The 17,449-nt window shown below is 73.8% G+C and carries 13 protein-coding genes; 10 read left to right on the top strand and 3 right to left on the bottom strand.

The annotated features are described in order from the left end of the window. The first annotated feature begins 126 nt into the window (after positions 1-126). From J421_RS29055 to J421_RS29045, 3 genes are all read left to right on the top strand, one after another. A complete protein-coding gene (locus J421_RS29055) occupies positions 127-3,207 on the top strand; it encodes a CHAT domain-containing tetratricopeptide repeat protein (protein ID WP_158508972.1) in 3,081 nt (1,026 codons plus the stop codon). A gap of 442 nt (positions 3,208-3,649) precedes the next feature. Next, on the top strand, positions 3,650-6,310 hold the full coding sequence (locus J421_RS29050; protein ID WP_025414635.1) for a protein kinase domain-containing protein: 2,661 nt from the start codon (positions 3,650-3,652) through the stop codon (positions 6,308-6,310). 147 nt (positions 6,311-6,457) lie between these two features. Further along, on the top strand, positions 6,458-7,480 hold the full coding sequence (locus tag J421_RS29045; protein WP_025414634.1) for a serine hydrolase domain-containing protein: 1,023 nt from the start codon (positions 6,458-6,460) through the stop codon (positions 7,478-7,480). A 9-nt stretch (positions 7,481-7,489) separates the two neighbouring features. Here J421_RS29045 and J421_RS29040 read toward each other — a convergent pair whose 3' ends face one another. Continuing rightward, positions 7,490-8,203, bottom strand: a complete 714-nt coding sequence (locus tag J421_RS29040) for a response regulator transcription factor (protein ID WP_025414633.1) — start codon at positions 8,201-8,203, stop codon at positions 7,490-7,492. Positions 8,204-8,238: 35 nt separating this feature from the next. Here J421_RS29040 and J421_RS29035 point away from each other — a divergent pair, with 35 nt between their 5' ends. Further along, positions 8,239-10,014, top strand: coding sequence for a sensor histidine kinase (locus J421_RS29035; RefSeq protein ID WP_025414632.1), 1,776 nt, complete (start codon positions 8,239-8,241; stop codon positions 10,012-10,014). A gap of 14 nt (positions 10,015-10,028) precedes the next feature. On the opposite strand, the gene J421_RS29030 is transcribed toward J421_RS29035, so the two are convergent. Next, positions 10,029-10,475 carry a hypothetical protein gene (locus J421_RS29030; RefSeq protein ID WP_025414631.1) on the bottom strand — a complete coding sequence of 149 codons (447 nt, stop codon included), beginning with the start codon at positions 10,473-10,475 and terminating at the stop codon, positions 10,029-10,031. 230 nt (positions 10,476-10,705) lie between these two features. Between J421_RS29030 and J421_RS29025 the strand changes: the two genes are divergently transcribed. Beyond that, the gene (locus tag J421_RS29025; protein WP_025414630.1) at positions 10,706-11,659 is read left to right on the top strand and encodes a PepSY-associated TM helix domain-containing protein; all 954 of its coding nucleotides are present in this window, start codon (positions 10,706-10,708) and stop codon (positions 11,657-11,659) included. Positions 11,660-11,693: 34 nt separating this feature from the next. After that, positions 11,694-12,452, top strand: a complete 759-nt coding sequence (locus tag J421_RS29020; protein ID WP_025414629.1) for an antibiotic biosynthesis monooxygenase family protein — start codon at positions 11,694-11,696, stop codon at positions 12,450-12,452. Between the two features lie 82 nt (positions 12,453-12,534). On the opposite strand, the gene J421_RS33230 is transcribed toward J421_RS29020, so the two are convergent. Next, positions 12,535-13,041, bottom strand: coding sequence for a YybH family protein (locus J421_RS33230; protein ID WP_158508970.1), 507 nt, complete (start codon positions 13,039-13,041; stop codon positions 12,535-12,537). Positions 13,042-13,201: 160 nt separating this feature from the next. Here J421_RS33230 and J421_RS29010 point away from each other — a divergent pair, with 160 nt between their 5' ends. The 4 genes from J421_RS29010 (at position 13,202) to J421_RS28995 (ending at position 17,427) form a co-directional block, all read left to right on the top strand. Then, the gene (locus J421_RS29010) at positions 13,202-14,215 is read left to right on the top strand and encodes a DUF3592 domain-containing protein (protein WP_025414627.1); all 1,014 of its coding nucleotides are present in this window, start codon (positions 13,202-13,204) and stop codon (positions 14,213-14,215) included. 85 nt (positions 14,216-14,300) lie between these two features. Continuing rightward, entirely contained in the window at positions 14,301-14,927 is a 627-nt protein-coding gene (locus J421_RS29005) for a DJ-1/PfpI family protein (RefSeq protein ID WP_025414626.1), read from the top strand. Next, a complete protein-coding gene (locus tag J421_RS29000) occupies positions 14,924-16,339 on the top strand; it encodes an FAD-binding oxidoreductase (RefSeq protein WP_025414625.1) in 1,416 nt (471 codons plus the stop codon). The genes J421_RS29005 and J421_RS29000 overlap by 4 nt, the downstream gene beginning before the upstream one ends. 29 nt (positions 16,340-16,368) lie before the next feature. Continuing rightward, the gene (locus tag J421_RS28995) at positions 16,369-17,427 is read left to right on the top strand and encodes a glycoside hydrolase family 43 protein (RefSeq protein WP_025414624.1); all 1,059 of its coding nucleotides are present in this window, start codon (positions 16,369-16,371) and stop codon (positions 17,425-17,427) included. The last annotated feature ends 22 nt before the right edge of the window (positions 17,428-17,449 follow it).

Raw genomic sequence — 17,449 nt, 5'->3', positions numbered from 1 at the left:
ACCGCACGTCGTAACGGCCGCGCGTCGTGCGTGTCCACCGAGAGATGCTGCGTCGAGATGCTGCGTGTGGACTGGCGCGACGGCGCCACCGCGCGCAGCGTCAGCCGATCGGAATCGGGAGGGATCATGCCGTCGCTGCCACCGATGCAAGCCGTCGCGCTGCTCGCGGCGCTCGCCGTCACGGCGCTCCCCGTCACGGCGTCGCCGTGCCGTGCACAGACGCCCGTCGACAGCGCGACGGCGCTCGTGAACCGCGGCATGCAACAGTTCGCGCAGACTCGCTACGACTCGGCGGCCGCGTCGTTCCACGCCGCGCTCGCGATCCTGCGTGCGCGGCACGACAGCGCGAGCGTGGCGCTGACGCTCAACAAGCTCGGCCTCACCTTCGACGACGCGGGGCAGCCCGACTCCGCGCTCGCGTACTATCACGCGGGACTGCGCATCGCCCGTGCCCTGCGCGACCCCGCGCGGCAGGCATTCCTTCTCAGCAACATCGGCGTCGTCCACTACGAGATCGGCCACTCCGACTCGGCGCTCGCCTACTACCGCGCGTCGCTGCCCCTCGCGCGCGCCGCCGGCGACCGCCAGGGCGAGGCGGCGACGCTCGGCGGCATCGGGCTGCTGTTCGCGCGCACGGGGCGCTCCGACTCGGCGCTCAGCTACCTGCGCGCGGCGCTTCCGATCCAGCGCGCGATCAGCGACCGGCACGGCGAGGCCAGCACGTTAGGCAGCATCGGCCTGCTCTACGCCGCCATCGGCCGCCCCGACTCGGCGCTCGCGTACCACCGCGCCGCGCTCCCGATCGCGCGCGCGCTCGGCGACCGGCGCGGCGAGTCGACGGCGCTCGCGAACATCGGCAGCGCGCTCGCGGACGTCGGCCTGCCCGACTCCGCGCTCGTGTACTACCGCGCCGCGCTGCCGCTCGAGCGCGCGGCGCGCGATCGCGACGGCGAAGCGAACACGCTCAACAACATCGGCACGCTCCACGAACGCGTCGGCCACCCCGACTCCGCGCTCGCGTACTATCGTGCCGCGCTCCCACTGCTCCGCGCCGTCGGCGACCGCCGCGTGGAAGCGTCGGCGCTCGGCAACATCGGCGTCGAGTACGCCGGCCTCGGACAGGCCGACTCCGCGCTCGCGTACTTCCGAGCGTCGCTCCCCCTGCGCCGCGCGGTCGGCGACCGGCACGGCGAGGCCGCGACGCTCCAGAACATCGGCGCCGTCTTCGGCCAGATGGGGCAGCCCGACTCCGCCGTCGCATACGACCTCGCCGCGCTCTCGCTGCAGCGCGCGATCGACGATCGCCCGGGTATGGCGACGACGGTCCAGGACGTCGGCACCATCCTCCAGCGCACGAACCACCCCGACTCCGCGCTGACGTATTACCGCGTCGCGCTGGCCCTGCGCCGCGCGATCGGCGATCGCAACGGCGAGGCGGCGACGCTCCAGTGCATCGGCGACGCGCACCGCAAGCTCGGTCGCCTCGACTCGGCGCTCGCGTATTACGGCGTCGCGTTGTCGCTCGCCCGCGCGACGCGCGACCCGCGCGTCGAGGCGCGCACGCTCGTCGGCCTCGCGCTCGTGCACTCCGTCCGGCACCAGCTCGACTCGGCGCTCGCCGACCATCGCGCCGCGCTGCGACTCTACCGCGCGAGTGGCGACCGCGACGACGAGGCCAACACGCTGGGCAACATCGGCGCCGTGCTATCCGAGATGGGCCGCGTCGACTCGGCGCTCGCCGTGGTCGACACGGCGCTGGTCCTGTTCACGAAGAGCCGCCTGCACGCCGGGAACGACGCGAGCGCCGTCGCGTACGCAGAGCAGGCGCGCGGCACCGCCGCGTTGTGGGTCCGGCTGTGGCTCGAGCGCACGTCGTCCGGCGGTGCGGCCGGCACTGCCGCCCTCGCCGCGGCGGAGCGCGGACGCGCGCAGGGACTGCGCGACCTGCTCGCTCGCTCTCGCGCCGCGCGCGGCGCCACGCCGACCGACGCTCTCTGGGCGCGCGACACCGTCGCCGGCGCCGACCTCGCCAGGGAGGCGGCGCTCGAGCTCGCGCCGCTCGCGCGGTCCGGCTCGACGGTGCTGTACTATTTCTACAGCCGCGACACCCTGACGACGTGGCTCGTTCCGCCGGCGGGCGTGCCGCGCTTGACACGCCATGCCGTGACGGGCGACAGCCTCGGACGGCTGATCTTGACGTTGCGCGCGGCGTTGGGCGCCGATGCCGCGCGCACGCGCATGGCGCGCGGCGCACCGCTGGAGCAGGAACACAGCGCGACCGACGTGCGCGGCGTCGAGGACGAGGCGAGCCCCGAGGCACCGGCCCGGTTTCGCGCCGCCACCGCCGCGTTAGGCGCCCTGCTCCTGCCTGACGCGTTCGCGCGCATGGTGCCGGCGGGCGGCGACCTCGTGATCGTGCCGTTCGACGCGCTGGGGTACGTGCCGTTCGCCGCGCTGCCCGCGCCAGGCGACACGGTGCCGTTAGGCATACGCTACGCCGTGCGCTACGCGCCGTCGCTCCGCGCGCTCGCCGCGGCCGAGGCGCGACCAGCGAACGCCGCGGCGCGCGCGCTCGTCGTCGGCGATCCGGTGATGCCGACCGTGGCGGGCGTCGACGGCCGACGCGCCGCGCTCCGCGACCTGCCCGCGGCGCGGGTCGAGGGCGACGCGGTCGCGCGACAGTTCGGCGTCGCCGCGCTCACGGGCGGCGTGGCGACCGAGACCGCCGTTAGGCAGGCGCTGCCGAGCGCGCGGCTCGTCCACCTCGCCACGCACGGCCTCGCGTACGGCAGCGCGGCGCGCGTGCGCGACTCCTACGTCGCGCTGGCGCCGGACGGTACGAACGACGGGCTCCTCACGATCGGCGAGCTGCTCGACGACGTGCCGTCACTCAGTGCGGATCTCGTCGTGCTGAGCGCGTGCCAGACGGGGCTCGGGGACCTCGAGCAGGCGGAGGGCACGGTGGGCTTCCAGCGCGCGCTGCTGGCGAAGGGCGCGCGCAGCGTGCTGGTGAGCCTGTGGAGCGTCGACGACCGGGCGACGGCGCTGCTGATGCAGCGCTTCTACGCGCACTGGCTAGGCAGCGACGGCACGCCCGCGCGGAGCAAGGCGGAAGCGCTGCGACTCGCGCAACGTGACGTACGCCTGACGCCGGGCTTTGCGTCGCCGCGCTACTGGGCCGCGTTCCAGCTCGTCGGCGCGAGGTAGGGCGGGTACCCGACGCGCGCGATGAGCAACGACGCGCGCTACCGACTGTCGGCGTTCGCGTGGCTGGCGCTAGCCGTCCTTGCTCCGATCGTCGTCGGAGGCGTCACGAGCGTCCTCGCGCGTCACAGCGGTCGCGGCAGGCGGTGGCGGCTGATCGGCGGCGGCCTCGCGCCACTCGGATTCTCGCGCATAGTACCTGCGCTCGGCGGTGCCGTTAGACAGCACGCGACCGCGCGCCGTCCCGCGCGATGCGCTCGCGGCTCCGGCTTCCCGCGAGCACCTCCGCGCTTCGGACTCGGGGCGGGAGCGTTGGGCGCCGCGGCGCACCCGGCGAGGACGATGGTCCACGATGGTGCCCGATGGTCCACGCTGCTCGAACCGGGCGCCGCTGGCGAGACGAGGCCACGGCCGTATGTTGCCGCGCATCGACCAGGGACCTCCCATGACGACCGGATCGCTCAGCGCAGCGCACCTGACGGGACTCGCGACCACGCTCGCGGGCCGCTACCGGCTGGAGCGCGAGCTCGGGGCCGGCGGCATGGCCACCGTGTGGCTCGCCGACGATCAACGGCACCGGCGGCGCGTGGCGATCAAGGTGCTTCACCCGGAGCTCTCGGTGGTGCTCGGCCCGGAGCGGTTCCTGGCCGAGATCCGGACCACGGCGAACCTGCAGCACCCGCACATCCTCCCGCCGTTCGACTCCGGATCGGCCGAGGGACTGCTGTACTACGTGATGCCGTACGTGGAGGGCGAGACGCTGCGCACGCGACTCGAGCGCGAGCGTCAGCTGCCGGTGCCCGAGGCGGTGCGGTTCGCCACGGAAGTGGCCGACGCGCTCGACTACGCGCACCGCCACGGTGTCGTCCACCGCGACATCAAGCCGGAGAACATCCTCCTGCAGGACGGGCACGTCGTGGTCGCCGACTTCGGGATCGCGCTCGCCGTGCAGCAGGCGGGTGGGTCCCGCATGACGCAGACGGGGCTCTCGCTAGGCACGCCGCACTACATGGCACCCGAGCAGGCCATGGGCGAGCGGACGATCGACGCACGGGCGGACGTGTACGCGCTCGGCGCGGTGACCTACGAGATGCTCGCCGGCACGCCGCCGTTCACCGGGCCGAACGCGCAGGCGATCGTCGCGCGCGTGCTCACGGAGCGGCCGATCTCCCTCGCCCGCGCGCGCGACTCGGTGCCGCCGCAGGTCGACGCCGCCGTGGCGCTGGCGCTGTCGAAGCTCCCCGCCGACCGGCCGGCGAGCGCGCGGGAGTTCGCTGCCGCCCTGCACGACCCGTCGCTCCTCCCCGCGGGCACGGTCTCGGCCGCCGTCGCCGCACCGGCCGTGCGCATCGTCCCGCGCGCGTCGCGTCTCGCGCTCGCCGGCGGCGCCGTGTGCCTCGTCGGTGGCCTCGTCGCCGCGGCGTGGGCGTGGGGCCGTACGCGCGCGGTCGAGCCGCCGCCGCTGGTGCCGCTCACGCTCGAGCTTCCGGGCGCCAGCCCCGAGCTCGCGCGCTTCGCCGTCTCCCCCGACGGCGCGCGATTCGCCTTCGCCACCGACAGCGGCATCGCCGTGCGCGACCCGGGCCGGCGCGACTACCGCCTCCTCGCCGGGACCGTGGGCGCCGAGTCGCCGGCCTTCTCGCCGGACGGCGCGTGGATCGTCTTCGCGGCGAACGGGCATCTCCAGAAGGTCGCCGTCGACGGCGGGACCCCGCTGGGGCTGGTGCCGCGCGACTCGCTGCTCGCCGGTCGCGTGGACTGGGGGGACGACGGCACGATCGTCTTCGAGAGCGGCAATCGACTCTACCTGATCCCGCCGGCGGGTGGCGCGCCGCGCCGGCTCGCGGGCGCGCCCGACGCCCAGTCGCCGCACGTCATGCCCGACGGCCGGGGCGTCCTGTTCGTCAGCGAGCAGCGCGGGACGAAGCTCATGTACTACGACGTCGCGTCCGACACCGCCTACGTCGTCCTCGACGAGGCGACGGAGGGCCGGTACGTCGCGACCGGTCACATCGTGTACGGGCATCCGAACGGCGGCCTGTTCGCGATGCGCTTCGACCGGGCGCGGCACGCGGTGTCCGGCGAGCCGATCCCGATCGTGTCGGACGTCCAGCAGAACGGCGCGATCGCCCCCTTCGTGATCACGCGGAGCGGCACGCTCGTCTACCGGTCGGGCGTCGAATCGGAGGCGAGGCTCCTGCTGCGCGATCCGGGGGGACGACTCGACACGCTCCGCATCCCGCCGAGCGTCTTCGGCTACGCCCGCTTCTCCCCCGACGGCCGTGCGCTCGCGCTCACCGTCGGCTCGGCCCGCGGCACCAACCGCTACACGGCGATCTTCGACCTCTCGTTAGGCACGCTGAGCCGCGTCACCTCCGGCGGGGGCGGCCATTCGCCGATCTGGTCGCCGGACGGCAAGCGGCTGGCGTTCACCGCCGAGGGCGAGAACACGGACGCGGAGGACCTCTTCATCCTCCCCGTGGACCGGCACACCGGGCCCGTGCACCTCTTCCGCCGGCCCAACGATCAGCACGCGACGGCGTGGCCGTCGGACACCGTGCTCGTGTTCACGGACAACGGCACGCCGCGCGCGTTCGGGGGGCCGGCCAACGGCATCACCGGCGCCGGGATCGGGGTCGTGAACCCGGCGTCCGGCACGCCGACGCCGCGCGTGTATCTCAAGTCGCCCTGGAGCCAGTCGGACGCCGCCGTCTCCCCCGACGGGCGCTACGCGGCGTTCACCTCGGACGAGTCGGGCGTTCCGGAGATCTACATCCGACCGTTCCCGGTGGCGGACGCCGGCGGCCAGTGGAAGGTCTCGGCCGGCGGCGGGCAGCGCGCGCGCTGGTCGGGGGACGGCCGCACCGTGTTCTACCACGGCCGGGACGGCAGGACCATCTACCGCGTGCCCGTGCACCCCGGCCCGCCGCTCACGTTCGGCGCGCGGGAGCTCGTGGCGACGATCCCGGGCCTCGGCGGCGCGTGGGACGTGGACCGGCACGGCCGCATGCTGCTGACGCAGACCGTCGCGTCCCGGGACACGCGCATCGTCGTGACCGCGAACTGGCTCGAGCACTTCCGCCGTGACGCGGCGGCGAAGCGGTAGGCCGGGCGGCGGGCCGCTCGGTCCACGGCCGAGGAGATCGTGCACGACGTCTTCCTCGCCTCGACCGCACAACTCCCGCACACCACCGACACGCCGGTGAGGGAATCGAGCCCCTAGCTTGCGCCCGTGCTCTGCTCAGGAGGCTCCATGCTACGCCGCTCCGCTCGCGTCGCGCTGTCGCTGCTCGCGTGCGTGCCCGCCGCCGGGCGCGCACAGGCGATCGACGAGGCGACGCTCGTGTCCCGTCTGGGAACGACGCTCGACAGCGTCGCCGCCAGTGGTGCGTTCTCCGGCGTCGTCGTGCTGGCGAAAGGCGAGACGCCGGTGTTCCAGCGGGCGTACGGCTTCGCCGACCGCGAGCGGCGAGTGCCTAACGATCTGGACACGCACTTCAACATCGGCTCGCTCAACAAGAACTTCACCGGGACCGCGATCGCGCAGCTCGCCGCCGCCGGAAAGCTGGACCTCGACGCGCCGATCGCGCGGTACTGGCCCGACTACCCGAACGCCGACGTCGCGCGGCGCGTCACGATCGGTGAGCTGCTCGCGATGCGCTCGGGCATCGGCGGCGACATCTTCCGCGCGCCGCCGGGCGGCTCGCGCCACGACGTCCGGCACAACCGCGACTACGTGCCGCTGTTCGCGCGCGAGCCGCTGGAGTTCGATCCCGGCACGCGACAGCGGTACTCGAACGCGGGGTTCGTCGTCCTCGGCGCGCTCGTCGAGCGGGTGAGCGGCGAGGACTACTACGACTACGTGCGCGAGCACGTCTTCCGCCCGGCGGGCATGACGCAGACCGCGTCGTGGTCGGTCGACTCGCTGCCGCCCAACACGGCCATCGGCTACACGCGGCAGATCGACTACGACGGTGACGGCGTGACGACGCTGCACCCGAACGCCGCGCTGCTCCCGGGCCGCGGCAGCGCCGCCGGCGGCGGCTACTCGACGGCGGCGGATCTGCTCCGCTACCTGTCGGCGGTCGCGTCGGGGCGCCTGCCGCGCGGCGTGCGCATCCCGGCCGGCGGCGCGCCGGGCGTGAACGTGGCGATGGACGGCGCGCTGCCGGATGGGTATCGGATCGTCGTGCTCGCGAACCTCGACCCGCCGGCCGCGCAGGACATCGCTGGCCTCGTGCGCGGCTGGCTCGGTGCGCACGACCAGGGGCGGTGAGCGGAGCCGTCACATGTTGAGCCGGTAGCCCGACTTCGCGACGGTCAGGATGAGCTCCGGCTGCACCGGGTCGCGCTCCAGCTTCCGGCGGAGCTGCGCCACGTGCGTGTCGACGGTGCGGCTGCTCACGAGCGTCGAGTAGCCCCACACCTCGCGCAGCAGCTCGCGCCGCGTGGCGAGCCGCCCCTGCCGGCGCAGGAGCGCGTCGAGGAGGTCGAACTCCTTCGGCGAGAGCGCCACGTGCTGCCCGGCGACGCGGACCACGCGCGCGTCGCGGTCCACCTCGACGTCGCGCACGCGCTCGACGTCGCGCGTCGGGCCGTGCTCCGCCGGTGGTGCGGCCGAGCGTGCGGTCTCGGTGCCCGTGCGGCGCAGCACGGCGTCGATCCGCGCGAGCAGCTCGAGCACGCCGAACGGCTTCGTGACGTAATCGTCGGCGCCGAGGCGGAGCCCGACGATCTTCTCGGCCTGCGCGTCGCGCGCCGAGAGGATCACGACGGCGCTCGTGTAGCCCTGCATCCGGAAGCGGCGGAGCAGCTCGTGGCCGTCCATGTCCGGCAGGCTCAGATCGAGGATCACGAGGTCGGGGCGCCGGTCGCGCGCCAGCGCGAGCGCCATCGTGCCCGCGGGCGCGATCCGCACGGCATGTCCCTCGAGCTCCAGATTCTCTCGGAGCCCGCTCGCGATGTCCGCGTCGTCCTCGACGATCAGGATGTCGGCCATGGTCGGTACCGGGGCACGTGCTCCATAATGTCATCGTGCACCTGTCACACACACTCCGCACGCGCCGCTCCGGGCGCTCGCTCTACGTGGCGTGTGCGCTGCTCGGCTCCGTGGTGCTCGTCGCGATCGCGGTGCTCGACGGCCTCTGGGGGCGGCGGCTGCTCGCGCGGGAGACGCGCCGCGCGCTCGAGGACGACGCGGCGGTGATCGCGCGCGGCGTCGCGACGGGCGTGCAGTACGCAGGGTTCGACGCGCTGGCCGCGCCGTTCGAGCTCGTGCTCGACGACCTGCGCCCCGAGCCGGCGCGCCTCCCGTCGCTCGCCGACTTCGCCCGGCTCGCGCGGCGGGCGTGGTGGAACGGCGACTCGGTCGCGCCGCCGGTGCCGACGCGCGTCGCCGTCGCACGCCTCGACGCCGCCACGGGGCGCTTCGAGTTCCTGCCCGCCGGCACGTCGCCGGCGGAGGACTCCGCCGCCGCGCGCGAGGTGCAGGACGTGCTGCGCCGCGCCACCGCGGCGGGGACCGATCGCGCGGGGCCGCGCCGCGACGACCGCGCCGTCCAGCTCTGGGTCCGCGCCGGGGGCAGCGGGCCGCTGTTTCGCGGGGTGGCTCACGCGGCGCACGTGCCGACGTCGCGCGCGCCGATCTGGTATGCCGCGCTCGCGTACCGGCCGGACTTCTACCGCATGCTCGTGCCCGACGTGCTGGCGACCATTCCCGTGCTGCCGGCCACGTACGCCGGGCCGGAGTGGGACGTGAACCGGCCGTTCGCCGTGGATTCGACGCTCGTCGCGATCCGCGTCGTCGATCGCGAGACGAACGTGCCGCTGTACACGCGACCGGCGCGCTGGCCGGCACGCTACGCCGTCGAGGGCGTGGTCGACAACCGACGCGGCGACCACGGTGTCCGCATCGAGGTGCGCCTGGCCGAGCGTCTCGCCGCGCAGCTCGTGACCGCCGCCCCGGAGCGCGCGCACGATGCGCTGCCATGGCTGCTGCTCGCGGTGGCTGCCGGGCTCGCGCTGAGCAGCCTGTGGATGCTGCGCATCGAGCACCGCGTCGCGCAACAGCAGATCTCCTTCCTCGCGCAGCTCTCGCACGAGCTGCGCACGCCGCTCACGCGTCTCCGTCTGCACGCGGACATGCTGCGCCTCGGCCGCGCGCGGAGCGCCGAGCAGCGCGAGCGCGTCACCGGCGTGATCGAGCGCGCGACGCGCGATCTCACGGCGCTCGTCGAGAACGTGCTCACGCTCACGCGCGCCGAGCTCCCCGACTGGCGGATCAACCGCACACCGCAGCGTCTCGACGCGCTGGTGGCCGACGCGGTCCGCGACTTCGAGCCGCAGGCGCTCGCGCGCGACGCGTGCATCGAGGTGACGCGTCTCGACCCGTGCGGCGCCGAGTGCGACGCGACGCTCGTGCGCCAGGTGGTCACGAACCTGCTCGACAACGCGGTGAAGTACGGGCCGACGGGGCAGCGGATCCGCGTCAGCCTCGAGGTGTTAGGCACCACCGCGGCGATCCGGGTGTGCGACGAGGGGCCGGGGATCGCGCCGGCGGACCGCGAGCGCATCTGGCACCTCTACACGCGCCTCGGCGACGGCCAGCGCCGGGCGAGCGGGAGCGGGCTGGGGCTCGGCGTGGTGCGCGCCATCGTCGCGCAGCATGGCGGCACGGTCGCGACGGAGGACGGCGCCGACGCATGTGGCGCGTGCCTCGTGGTGGCGCTGCCCATCGTCGAGGTGGAGGGCGCGGCACCGGCGGCGAGCGAGCGGGAGCCCGCCCCGGTGCCCGACGCTTCAGCGTCCTGACGACGGCGGTGCGCTCACGGACTGGCGACCTTGCCCTGCACGCTGCCGTGATCCGCGCCTAACGTCCAGCGTCCGGCCACGCGCTCGCCCTGCCGCTGCAGCACGATGTCCAGCGGACCGCGCGGCGTCTCGGCGTGCAGGAGGAGGTCGGTGTCCTTGACGGTGACGCTCATCTCGTGTCCGTCGCGGTCGCCGACCTTCCAGAACGTCGCCGTGAGACGGCCCGCCGAGTCGGACACCGTGAGCGTCACCGGCATCGGGCCGTCGGGCAGCGCGAGCTCGACGTCGTACCTGCCGACGGGCCGTGCATCCCAGCGCGTGAGCCGGGTCGACCCGACGGTCACGGTGGACGGCGGGACGGCCGGCGATGCGGTGGGCGACTGCGCCGCGGCCGGTCGAGCGACGAGGCAGAGAAGCGTGAGGGCGATGCCGAGCGTGGACCGCGTGGGACGTGTGCGCATGGAGTGATCCTCCGGGAGTCGGGTGGCGTGGGACGGTGGATGACGCGGGACTCCCTACGGTGTGCGCCGCATCGCCGTCGTCCGCGCCACGTGTGGGCGATGCGAGGGCGATGTGAGGACGATGTGAGGACGATGTTAGGCATCGACCCGCGCACCGGTCTGCCGGAAACCGGAGCGACGATCGGCCGTACGCGGCATGCGGATCGCCACGCTCCCTCACGCCACGTCCGATGCCCCGCTCCCGCACCCGCGCTCGCGTCGCGAGCCTCCACCGCTGGCTCGCCGTGCTGCTGTCGCCCGTCGTCGCGCTCATCATCCTGTCGGGCGCGGTGCTCGCGTTCCGGCCGATCCTCCATCCGGTCGAGCGCATCGCCCCGACGTCGCGACACGTCGATCTCGCGAGGGTGACGGCGATGGTCGCGCGCGCCGAAGCCGCCGGCCCGGTGGACTTCGTGGGCCTGCCGGACGACGCACGCACGATCGTGCTCGCGGGGCCGCGCGGCCTAACGGCCTACGACGTGGCGACCGGCCGCGACGCGCCGATACCGCGGCCGCAGACGACGGTCGACGTGTTCGACGTGGCGATGCGCGTGCACAAGGACATGTGGTTCGGCGCCGGCGCGGTCGTCACGCTCGCCTCGCTCGCGATGATCTTCCTCGTCGTCGCCGGGCCGTTCCTCGCGCGCTTCGGGCACGGCGCCGGGCCGCTCGGGCGGCACATCCGCGCGGGGTGGATCCTGTGGCCGCTCGTCGCGCTGTTGCCGCTCTCGCTCGTGATGATGAAGCTGCACCTCCCGGTGGTCACGCCGTCGTCGGCGACGCGGGTACCGCTCTCGCGCACGCTCGCCGACGTGGCGCGTGTCGCCGATCTGACGCGGCTCGACGGGATGCAGCGTCTGCCCGGCGGTGCGGCGTTCTTCATCGTCGAGGAGCCGAGTGGCGCGGTGCGCTACGTCTACAACGACGGGAGCGTGCGCCGCCTGGACACGGGCGTGTCGACGTTAGGCCGCGCGCTGCACGAAGGGACGTGGGCCGGGCGCTGGTCGGGGATGCTGAACCTGCTCGCCGCCGCGGCCATGCTCTGGATGCTGACGTCGGGGCTCCTCTCGTTCGCCCGGCGGCGCACGGCGCGGCGCGGTGGTGCGCGCGTCGCGGCGGTCGACCGCGTGCCCGACGCTGCCTGACGATCCTCCACGATCCCCTTCACCTCACACACCGATGCCCAAGCTCCGATTTCCCGCTCCTGCCCTGGCGCTCGTCGCGCTCCGGTCCGCGCTCGCGCAGCCGTCGCCCGCGTCGCGAGCGATCGAGCCCGTCACGGCGCCCGCGCCGCACCGTGTCGTGGAGATGGCGTACTTCCACGTGCCGCCGCAGAAGGTGCATCTCGTCGCCGACGCGCAGGCGCACATCCGCGGGGCGATGCAGAGCTACCCCGGCTTCCTCGGCAACCTCTCCTACCAGAGCGTCGCCGATTCGACGGTGTTCCTCGACTACACGCTCTGGACCACGTACCGACAGGCCGAGGACGCGGTGTCGCGCGCCGTCGCCGATCCGGAGGTGGCGGGGGTCTATTTCGGCCTCATGGACCAGGTGCCGTTCTTCGGCCACGCGGTGGCGCTCGACGACGCGCCCGTCTGCGCGATCCCGACGCCGGCACCGGGCAGCGTCGCGATGCTGCGTGTGGTCGGGCTCAAGCCGGGGGAGCAGGCCGCGTTCACGGGGCACAGCCGGGCGTTCCACGAGCTGCTGCGCGGCGCCGGGGCGCGCTACGGCGAGACCGGCCAGTTCGTGGAATACCCGGAGTTCTACATCGACTACGTGCAGTTCCCCTCGATCGACGCGGCGCGCCAGGCGCTGCCCGCGGTGCGTGGGCACGCGGATCTGGTGACGGCGTATTTCCGCTCCGCCAACGTGACCGTGCTGGGCGGGCTGTTCCGGCCGATCGGCGTCGTTCCACCGCTCGCCGGCTGCGTCTGACCGGATTCGTTAGGCCGCGCGAGGCCGCTGAAACGGGCGCGGGTGCTCACGACGGGCCCGCGCCCGTTTCGTCCGTGCGTCGCTAGCGAACGACCGCCCACGGCTCGGGCGCGCTGACGTATCTGGCGATGCGCCATTTCCCGTCCGCGGAGCAGCGCCACAGCTCGGAGCCCCGGATCACGCGCCGGACGCTGCGACCGCCCGGGAGTCGTCGCGTCTCCGTCCACACGTCGTGCACCGCCGCCATGCGACCGCCGACGTCCACCTGATCGATCCGCAGCTCGAACGTGGTCGCCGATGGCGGCGCGGACCGGTCGAACGTGAGCCCCGCCTCCGCGAACGCGGCACTGTCGCCGAACACCGCCGCACTCGGAAACCAGCCGACGACGGCCGGTGCCCACACGTCGCGCGCGGCGGCACGGTCGCCGCGATTCGTCGCCTCGACCCAATCGGCGAGCCGCGTGCGGATCGTCGCTTCGGCGGCGCTGTCCGAAGGCGCGCACGCGGCGCCGCCTTGTGCGCGCGCTTCCGGGACCACGAGGACGAGTGCGGCCAGCGCCACGACTGCGCGCGCGTGTCGTGCGATCACGGGAGCTCCGGGAAGAGGTTCGCTCGGCGCGGCTGACTCGTCGTTGGTCACGGGGACGCCGCGGAGGGTTCCCATGACGCAGGGCAGGCCTTGCGCCCGGCATGCCGCGTCGTCGATTCCGCATGCGGGCGACCTCTCCGACCACGATCCGGTGCGTGCCATGCGCTCCGACACCGCGCTCCCGACGGGGGCGACCGCTGCGGCGCAGCGCTCGGGCCTCGAGTACGCAGGCCTGGCCCTGGTCGCGCTCTTCCTGCTCGTGATGGTCGGCATTCCCATCTTCGCGGGACTGCGCAACGTGTGGCGCGCCGCGGCGAGCAGCGGCTGGCCCACGACCGAGGGCGTCGTCGTCGACGCCGTCGATGTCGCATCGACGGAGCGAGATCGCGACGCGGATGGGGGCGTGCGCGAGACGCGCATGACGAACGGCCGCGTGACCGTGCAGTACCGGCTCGGCGGGCGGACCTACACCACGCAGACGTTGCACTTCGGCGAGTGGGCCGCCTCGGGCGATGCGACGTGGGCGCAGCTGCGCCTGCTGCGCCACCCCGTCGGTGCGCGGGTGCGCGTGTCGTACGCTCCGCGCGACCCGGGGCTCGCCGTCGTCCACCCCGGCCTCACCCCGCTCGTGCTTCTGCTGCCGGGGATCGGGCTCGGCCTGCTGACGGTCCTGCTGGCGGCGCGCCACGCACGCGACCGCCCCGGCGGCTCGCTGCTCCCGCTCGTCGCCGGCGTGCTCGGCGTCGCGGGCCTCGCGCTGCTCGGCGTCGGCGTCCGTCGGCTCTGGCGCGCGCACGCGAGCGCGCGCTGGCCATCGGTGCCCGGCGTCATCGTCTTCGGCCCGGGCGCGGCGGACTACGTGGCGCGCCGCGACGCCGTGCCGCTCGTCTACCGATACGCGGTGGACGGGCACACGTACTTCAACAACGTGCGCGCGTTCGGGCAGCTCGCGGCGGCGCGCGCCACGCGCGGCGGTGGGTGGGTGGAGCGCGTCGAGGCGCGCTACCCTGCGGGGGCGAGGGTGGTCGTGCGCCATGCCCCCGGACATCCGGAGCTGTCGGTGCTGGAGCCGGGGATCGCGCGGGAGGCGTGGCTGCTCCCGGCCGCTGGTGCCGTGCTCCTGCTCGTCGCCCTCGCCGCCTCGCGCGCGGCGACGGGTACGACGGATACGTGACGACGGTTCGACTCTGACGCGCCGCCGCGCGCCGCTGTAACGTGGCCAACCCATCACATCACTTCACCCAGCCGGAGGTCGTTCGATGGCGAGGCGCATCCTGATCATCACGGGCGACGGCGGAGAGTGCTACGAGACGCTCTACGCCGTGCATCGCCTTCGCGAGGCCGGCCACGAGCCCCGCATCGCGGCGCCGACGCGCAAGCGGCTGCACCTCGTGATCCACGACTTCGAGCCCGGCTGGGACACGTACGTGGAGCGTGCGGGCTATCGACTCGAGTCGGACCTCGCGTTCGACGACGTACGGGTGGACGACTACGATGCGGTGCTCGTGCTCGGCGGGCGCGCGCCGGAGTACCTGCGGCACGACGCGCGCGTGCTGGCGATCGTCCGCTCGTTTCACGAGCGCGGCAAGTGGGTGTTCGGGATCTGCCACGGTGTGCAGGTGCTGGTGCGTGCCGGGCTGGCCGCGGGCGCGCGTGTCACGGCGTACGAGCACTGCCGCACCGACGTGGAGCTGGGCGGCGGGGAGTACGTCGCCGACCGGCAGGCGGTGCGACACGGGCGGATGGTCACCGCGCAGACCTGGCAGTCGCACCCCGAGTTCTACCGTGAAGTGATGTCGTGCCTCGGCGAAGGGGAGCCCGGCGCCGTCCCGGATCTCGCCTCGACCTTCGCGGCGCCCCGAGCGGCGTCCGCCGCCGCGAGTTGAGCGAGCGGATCGACGCACACGGCGCGGCCTCCGGCGTCGTCGCGGACCTCGCGGCCCTCCTCGGCGACCGGCTGACCACGTCGGCCGACGAGCGCGCGCAGCACGGGCGCGACGAGTCGTACCACCCGCCTCGTCCGCCCGACGCGGTCGCGTACCCGGTGTCGGTCGAGGAGGTGCAGGAGATCGTCCGCCTCTGCGCGCGGCACGGCACGCCGGTCATCCCGTTCGGCGCCGGCAGCTCCCTCGAAGGGCACGTGCTCGCGCTGCGCGGTGGGGTCACGGTCGACATGCGACACCTGGACCGGATCCTGGAGGTCAACGCCGAGGACATGGACGTCGTCGTCGAGGCGGGAGTGACGCGCCTCCAGCTCAATCGCCATCTCCGCGACACGGGGCTCACGTTCCCCGTCGACCCGGGCGCCGACGCGACGTTAGGCGGGATGGCGGCGACGCGCGCGTCGGGCACGACGGCGGTGCGCTACGGCACCATGCGAGCGAACGTGCTCGGTCTCGACGTGGTGCTGGCCGACGGCGCGCTGATCCACACCGGCGGCCGCGCGCGCAAGTCGTCGGCGGGGTACGATCTCACGCACCTCCTCGTCGGCTCCGAGGGGACGTTAGGCATCATCGTCCGTCTGCGGCTCCGCCTGCACCCGGTGCCCGAGCACGTCGTCGCCGCGGTGTGCGCGTTCCCGTCGGTGGAGCGCGCGGTCGACACGGTCATCGCCGCCATCCAGCTCGGCATCCCGCTGGCGCGCGCCGAGCTGCTCGACGAGCGCGCGATGGATGCGGTGCGCCGCTACTCGCGGCTCGATTACGCGTCCACGCCCACGCTCTTCTTTGAGTTCCACGGCAGCGACGCCGAGACGCGCGCCGACGCGGACCACGTGCAGCGCCTCGCCGAGGAGCGCGGTGGGGAGCGGTTCCGATTCGCCACGACCACGACGGAGCGGGACCGACTCTGGCAGGCGCGCCACGACGCATACCCCGCGGCGCTCGCGCTGCGCCCCGGCGCGCGCGGCCTGACGACCGACGTCTGCGTGCCGATCTCGCGCCTCACCGAGTGCATCGCCGAGACGAAGGCCGATCTCGTCGCCGCGTCGATCCCGGTCGTGCTGCTCGGCCACGTCGGCGATGGGAACTTCCACCTCGCATTCATGGTTCGCCGCGACGACCCGACGGAGCTCGCGGAGGCGCAGCGCTTCGCCGACCGGCTCGTCGAGCGCGCGCTGCGCCTCGGCGGCACCTGTACCGGCGAGCACGGCGTCGGCATCGGCAAGATGAAGTTCATGGAGCGCGAGCACGGAGCGGCCATCGACACGATGCGACGGATCAAGACGGCGCTCGACCCGCAGAACCTCATGAACCCGGGCAAGGTGATCCCCGCGCGGGCGTCGGCGTCGCACGCGTGACGAAGGCTGCGCCGCGTTACCGAGCACTCGTGATCGTGCTCCTCGCCTGCCATCGCGCGCCGCCGCCGCCGACGCCGGTGGACGGCCGGGACGCGTTCGTCCCCGGGGTCGAATGGCGCGACACCGACGGCGCGCCGATCGAGGCGCACGGAGGCGGCGTGCTGCGCGTCGGCCGGCGCTACTACTGGTACGGCGAGAACCATCGGCTCGGCGGCGGCAACAAGACCGGCATCTCGGCGTACTCCTCCACCGACCTGCTGCACTGGAAGAACGAAGGCGTCGTTCTCCCGAAGGACAGCCTCCCCGAGCGGTTCCGCGACCGCGGCGTCGCCGAGCGGCCGAAGGTGATCTACGAGCGGCGCACGAAGCGCTACGTGATGTGGATGCACCTCGACGCGAACCGTTACAGCGACGCGAGCGCCGGCGTCGCCGTGAGCGCGTCGCCTAACGGCCCGTTCCGCCTCGTCCGCGTCTTCCGCCCGATCGGCTACGACTACGGCTACGGCGCCGACAGCGCGCAGCTCCGCGAGCGCGAGCTCGGGAACACGTTCCGCGACATGGCGCTCCTCGCCGACGACGACGGCAGGGCGTACGTGTTCTACGCGTCGGAGAGCAACCGGACCATGTACGTGTCGCGGCTCTCCGACGACTACACCGACGTCGCGCGGCCGATCGTCGAGGGACGGACGTGGGCGCGACTCTTTCCCGACGCGCGCCGCGAGGCGCCGGCGCCGTTCAAGGTGGACGGCACGTACTACCTGATCACGTCGGGGCAGTCGGGCTGGGACCCGAACCCGGCGCGCTACCACGTCGCCGAGCGCGTGCTCGGGCCGTGGCGCACGGTGGGCAACCCCGCGGTCGGCCCCGACTCGGCGACGACGTTCCGCTCGCAGAGCGCGTTCGTGCTGCCGGTCCCGTCGGCGTGCGCGCGCTGCTTCGTCTTCATGGCCGACCGCTGGGAGCCGCGGGCGCTCGAGCGGTCGACCTACGTGTGGCTGCCGTTCGTGGTGCGGCCGGGCGAGCCGCTGCGCATCGAGCTCGTGCCGCGGTGGGACCTCGGCGCGTTCCGGGCTCTCGCGGCGCGTTAGGCACCTCGCGGAACGCGATGGC

The sequence above is a fragment of the Gemmatirosa kalamazoonensis genome (assembly GCF_000522985.1).
GTDB classification, from domain to species: Bacteria; Gemmatimonadota; Gemmatimonadetes; order Gemmatimonadales; family Gemmatimonadaceae; genus Gemmatirosa; species Gemmatirosa kalamazoonensis.
This window is presented reverse-complemented; position numbering and strand designations above follow the sequence as displayed.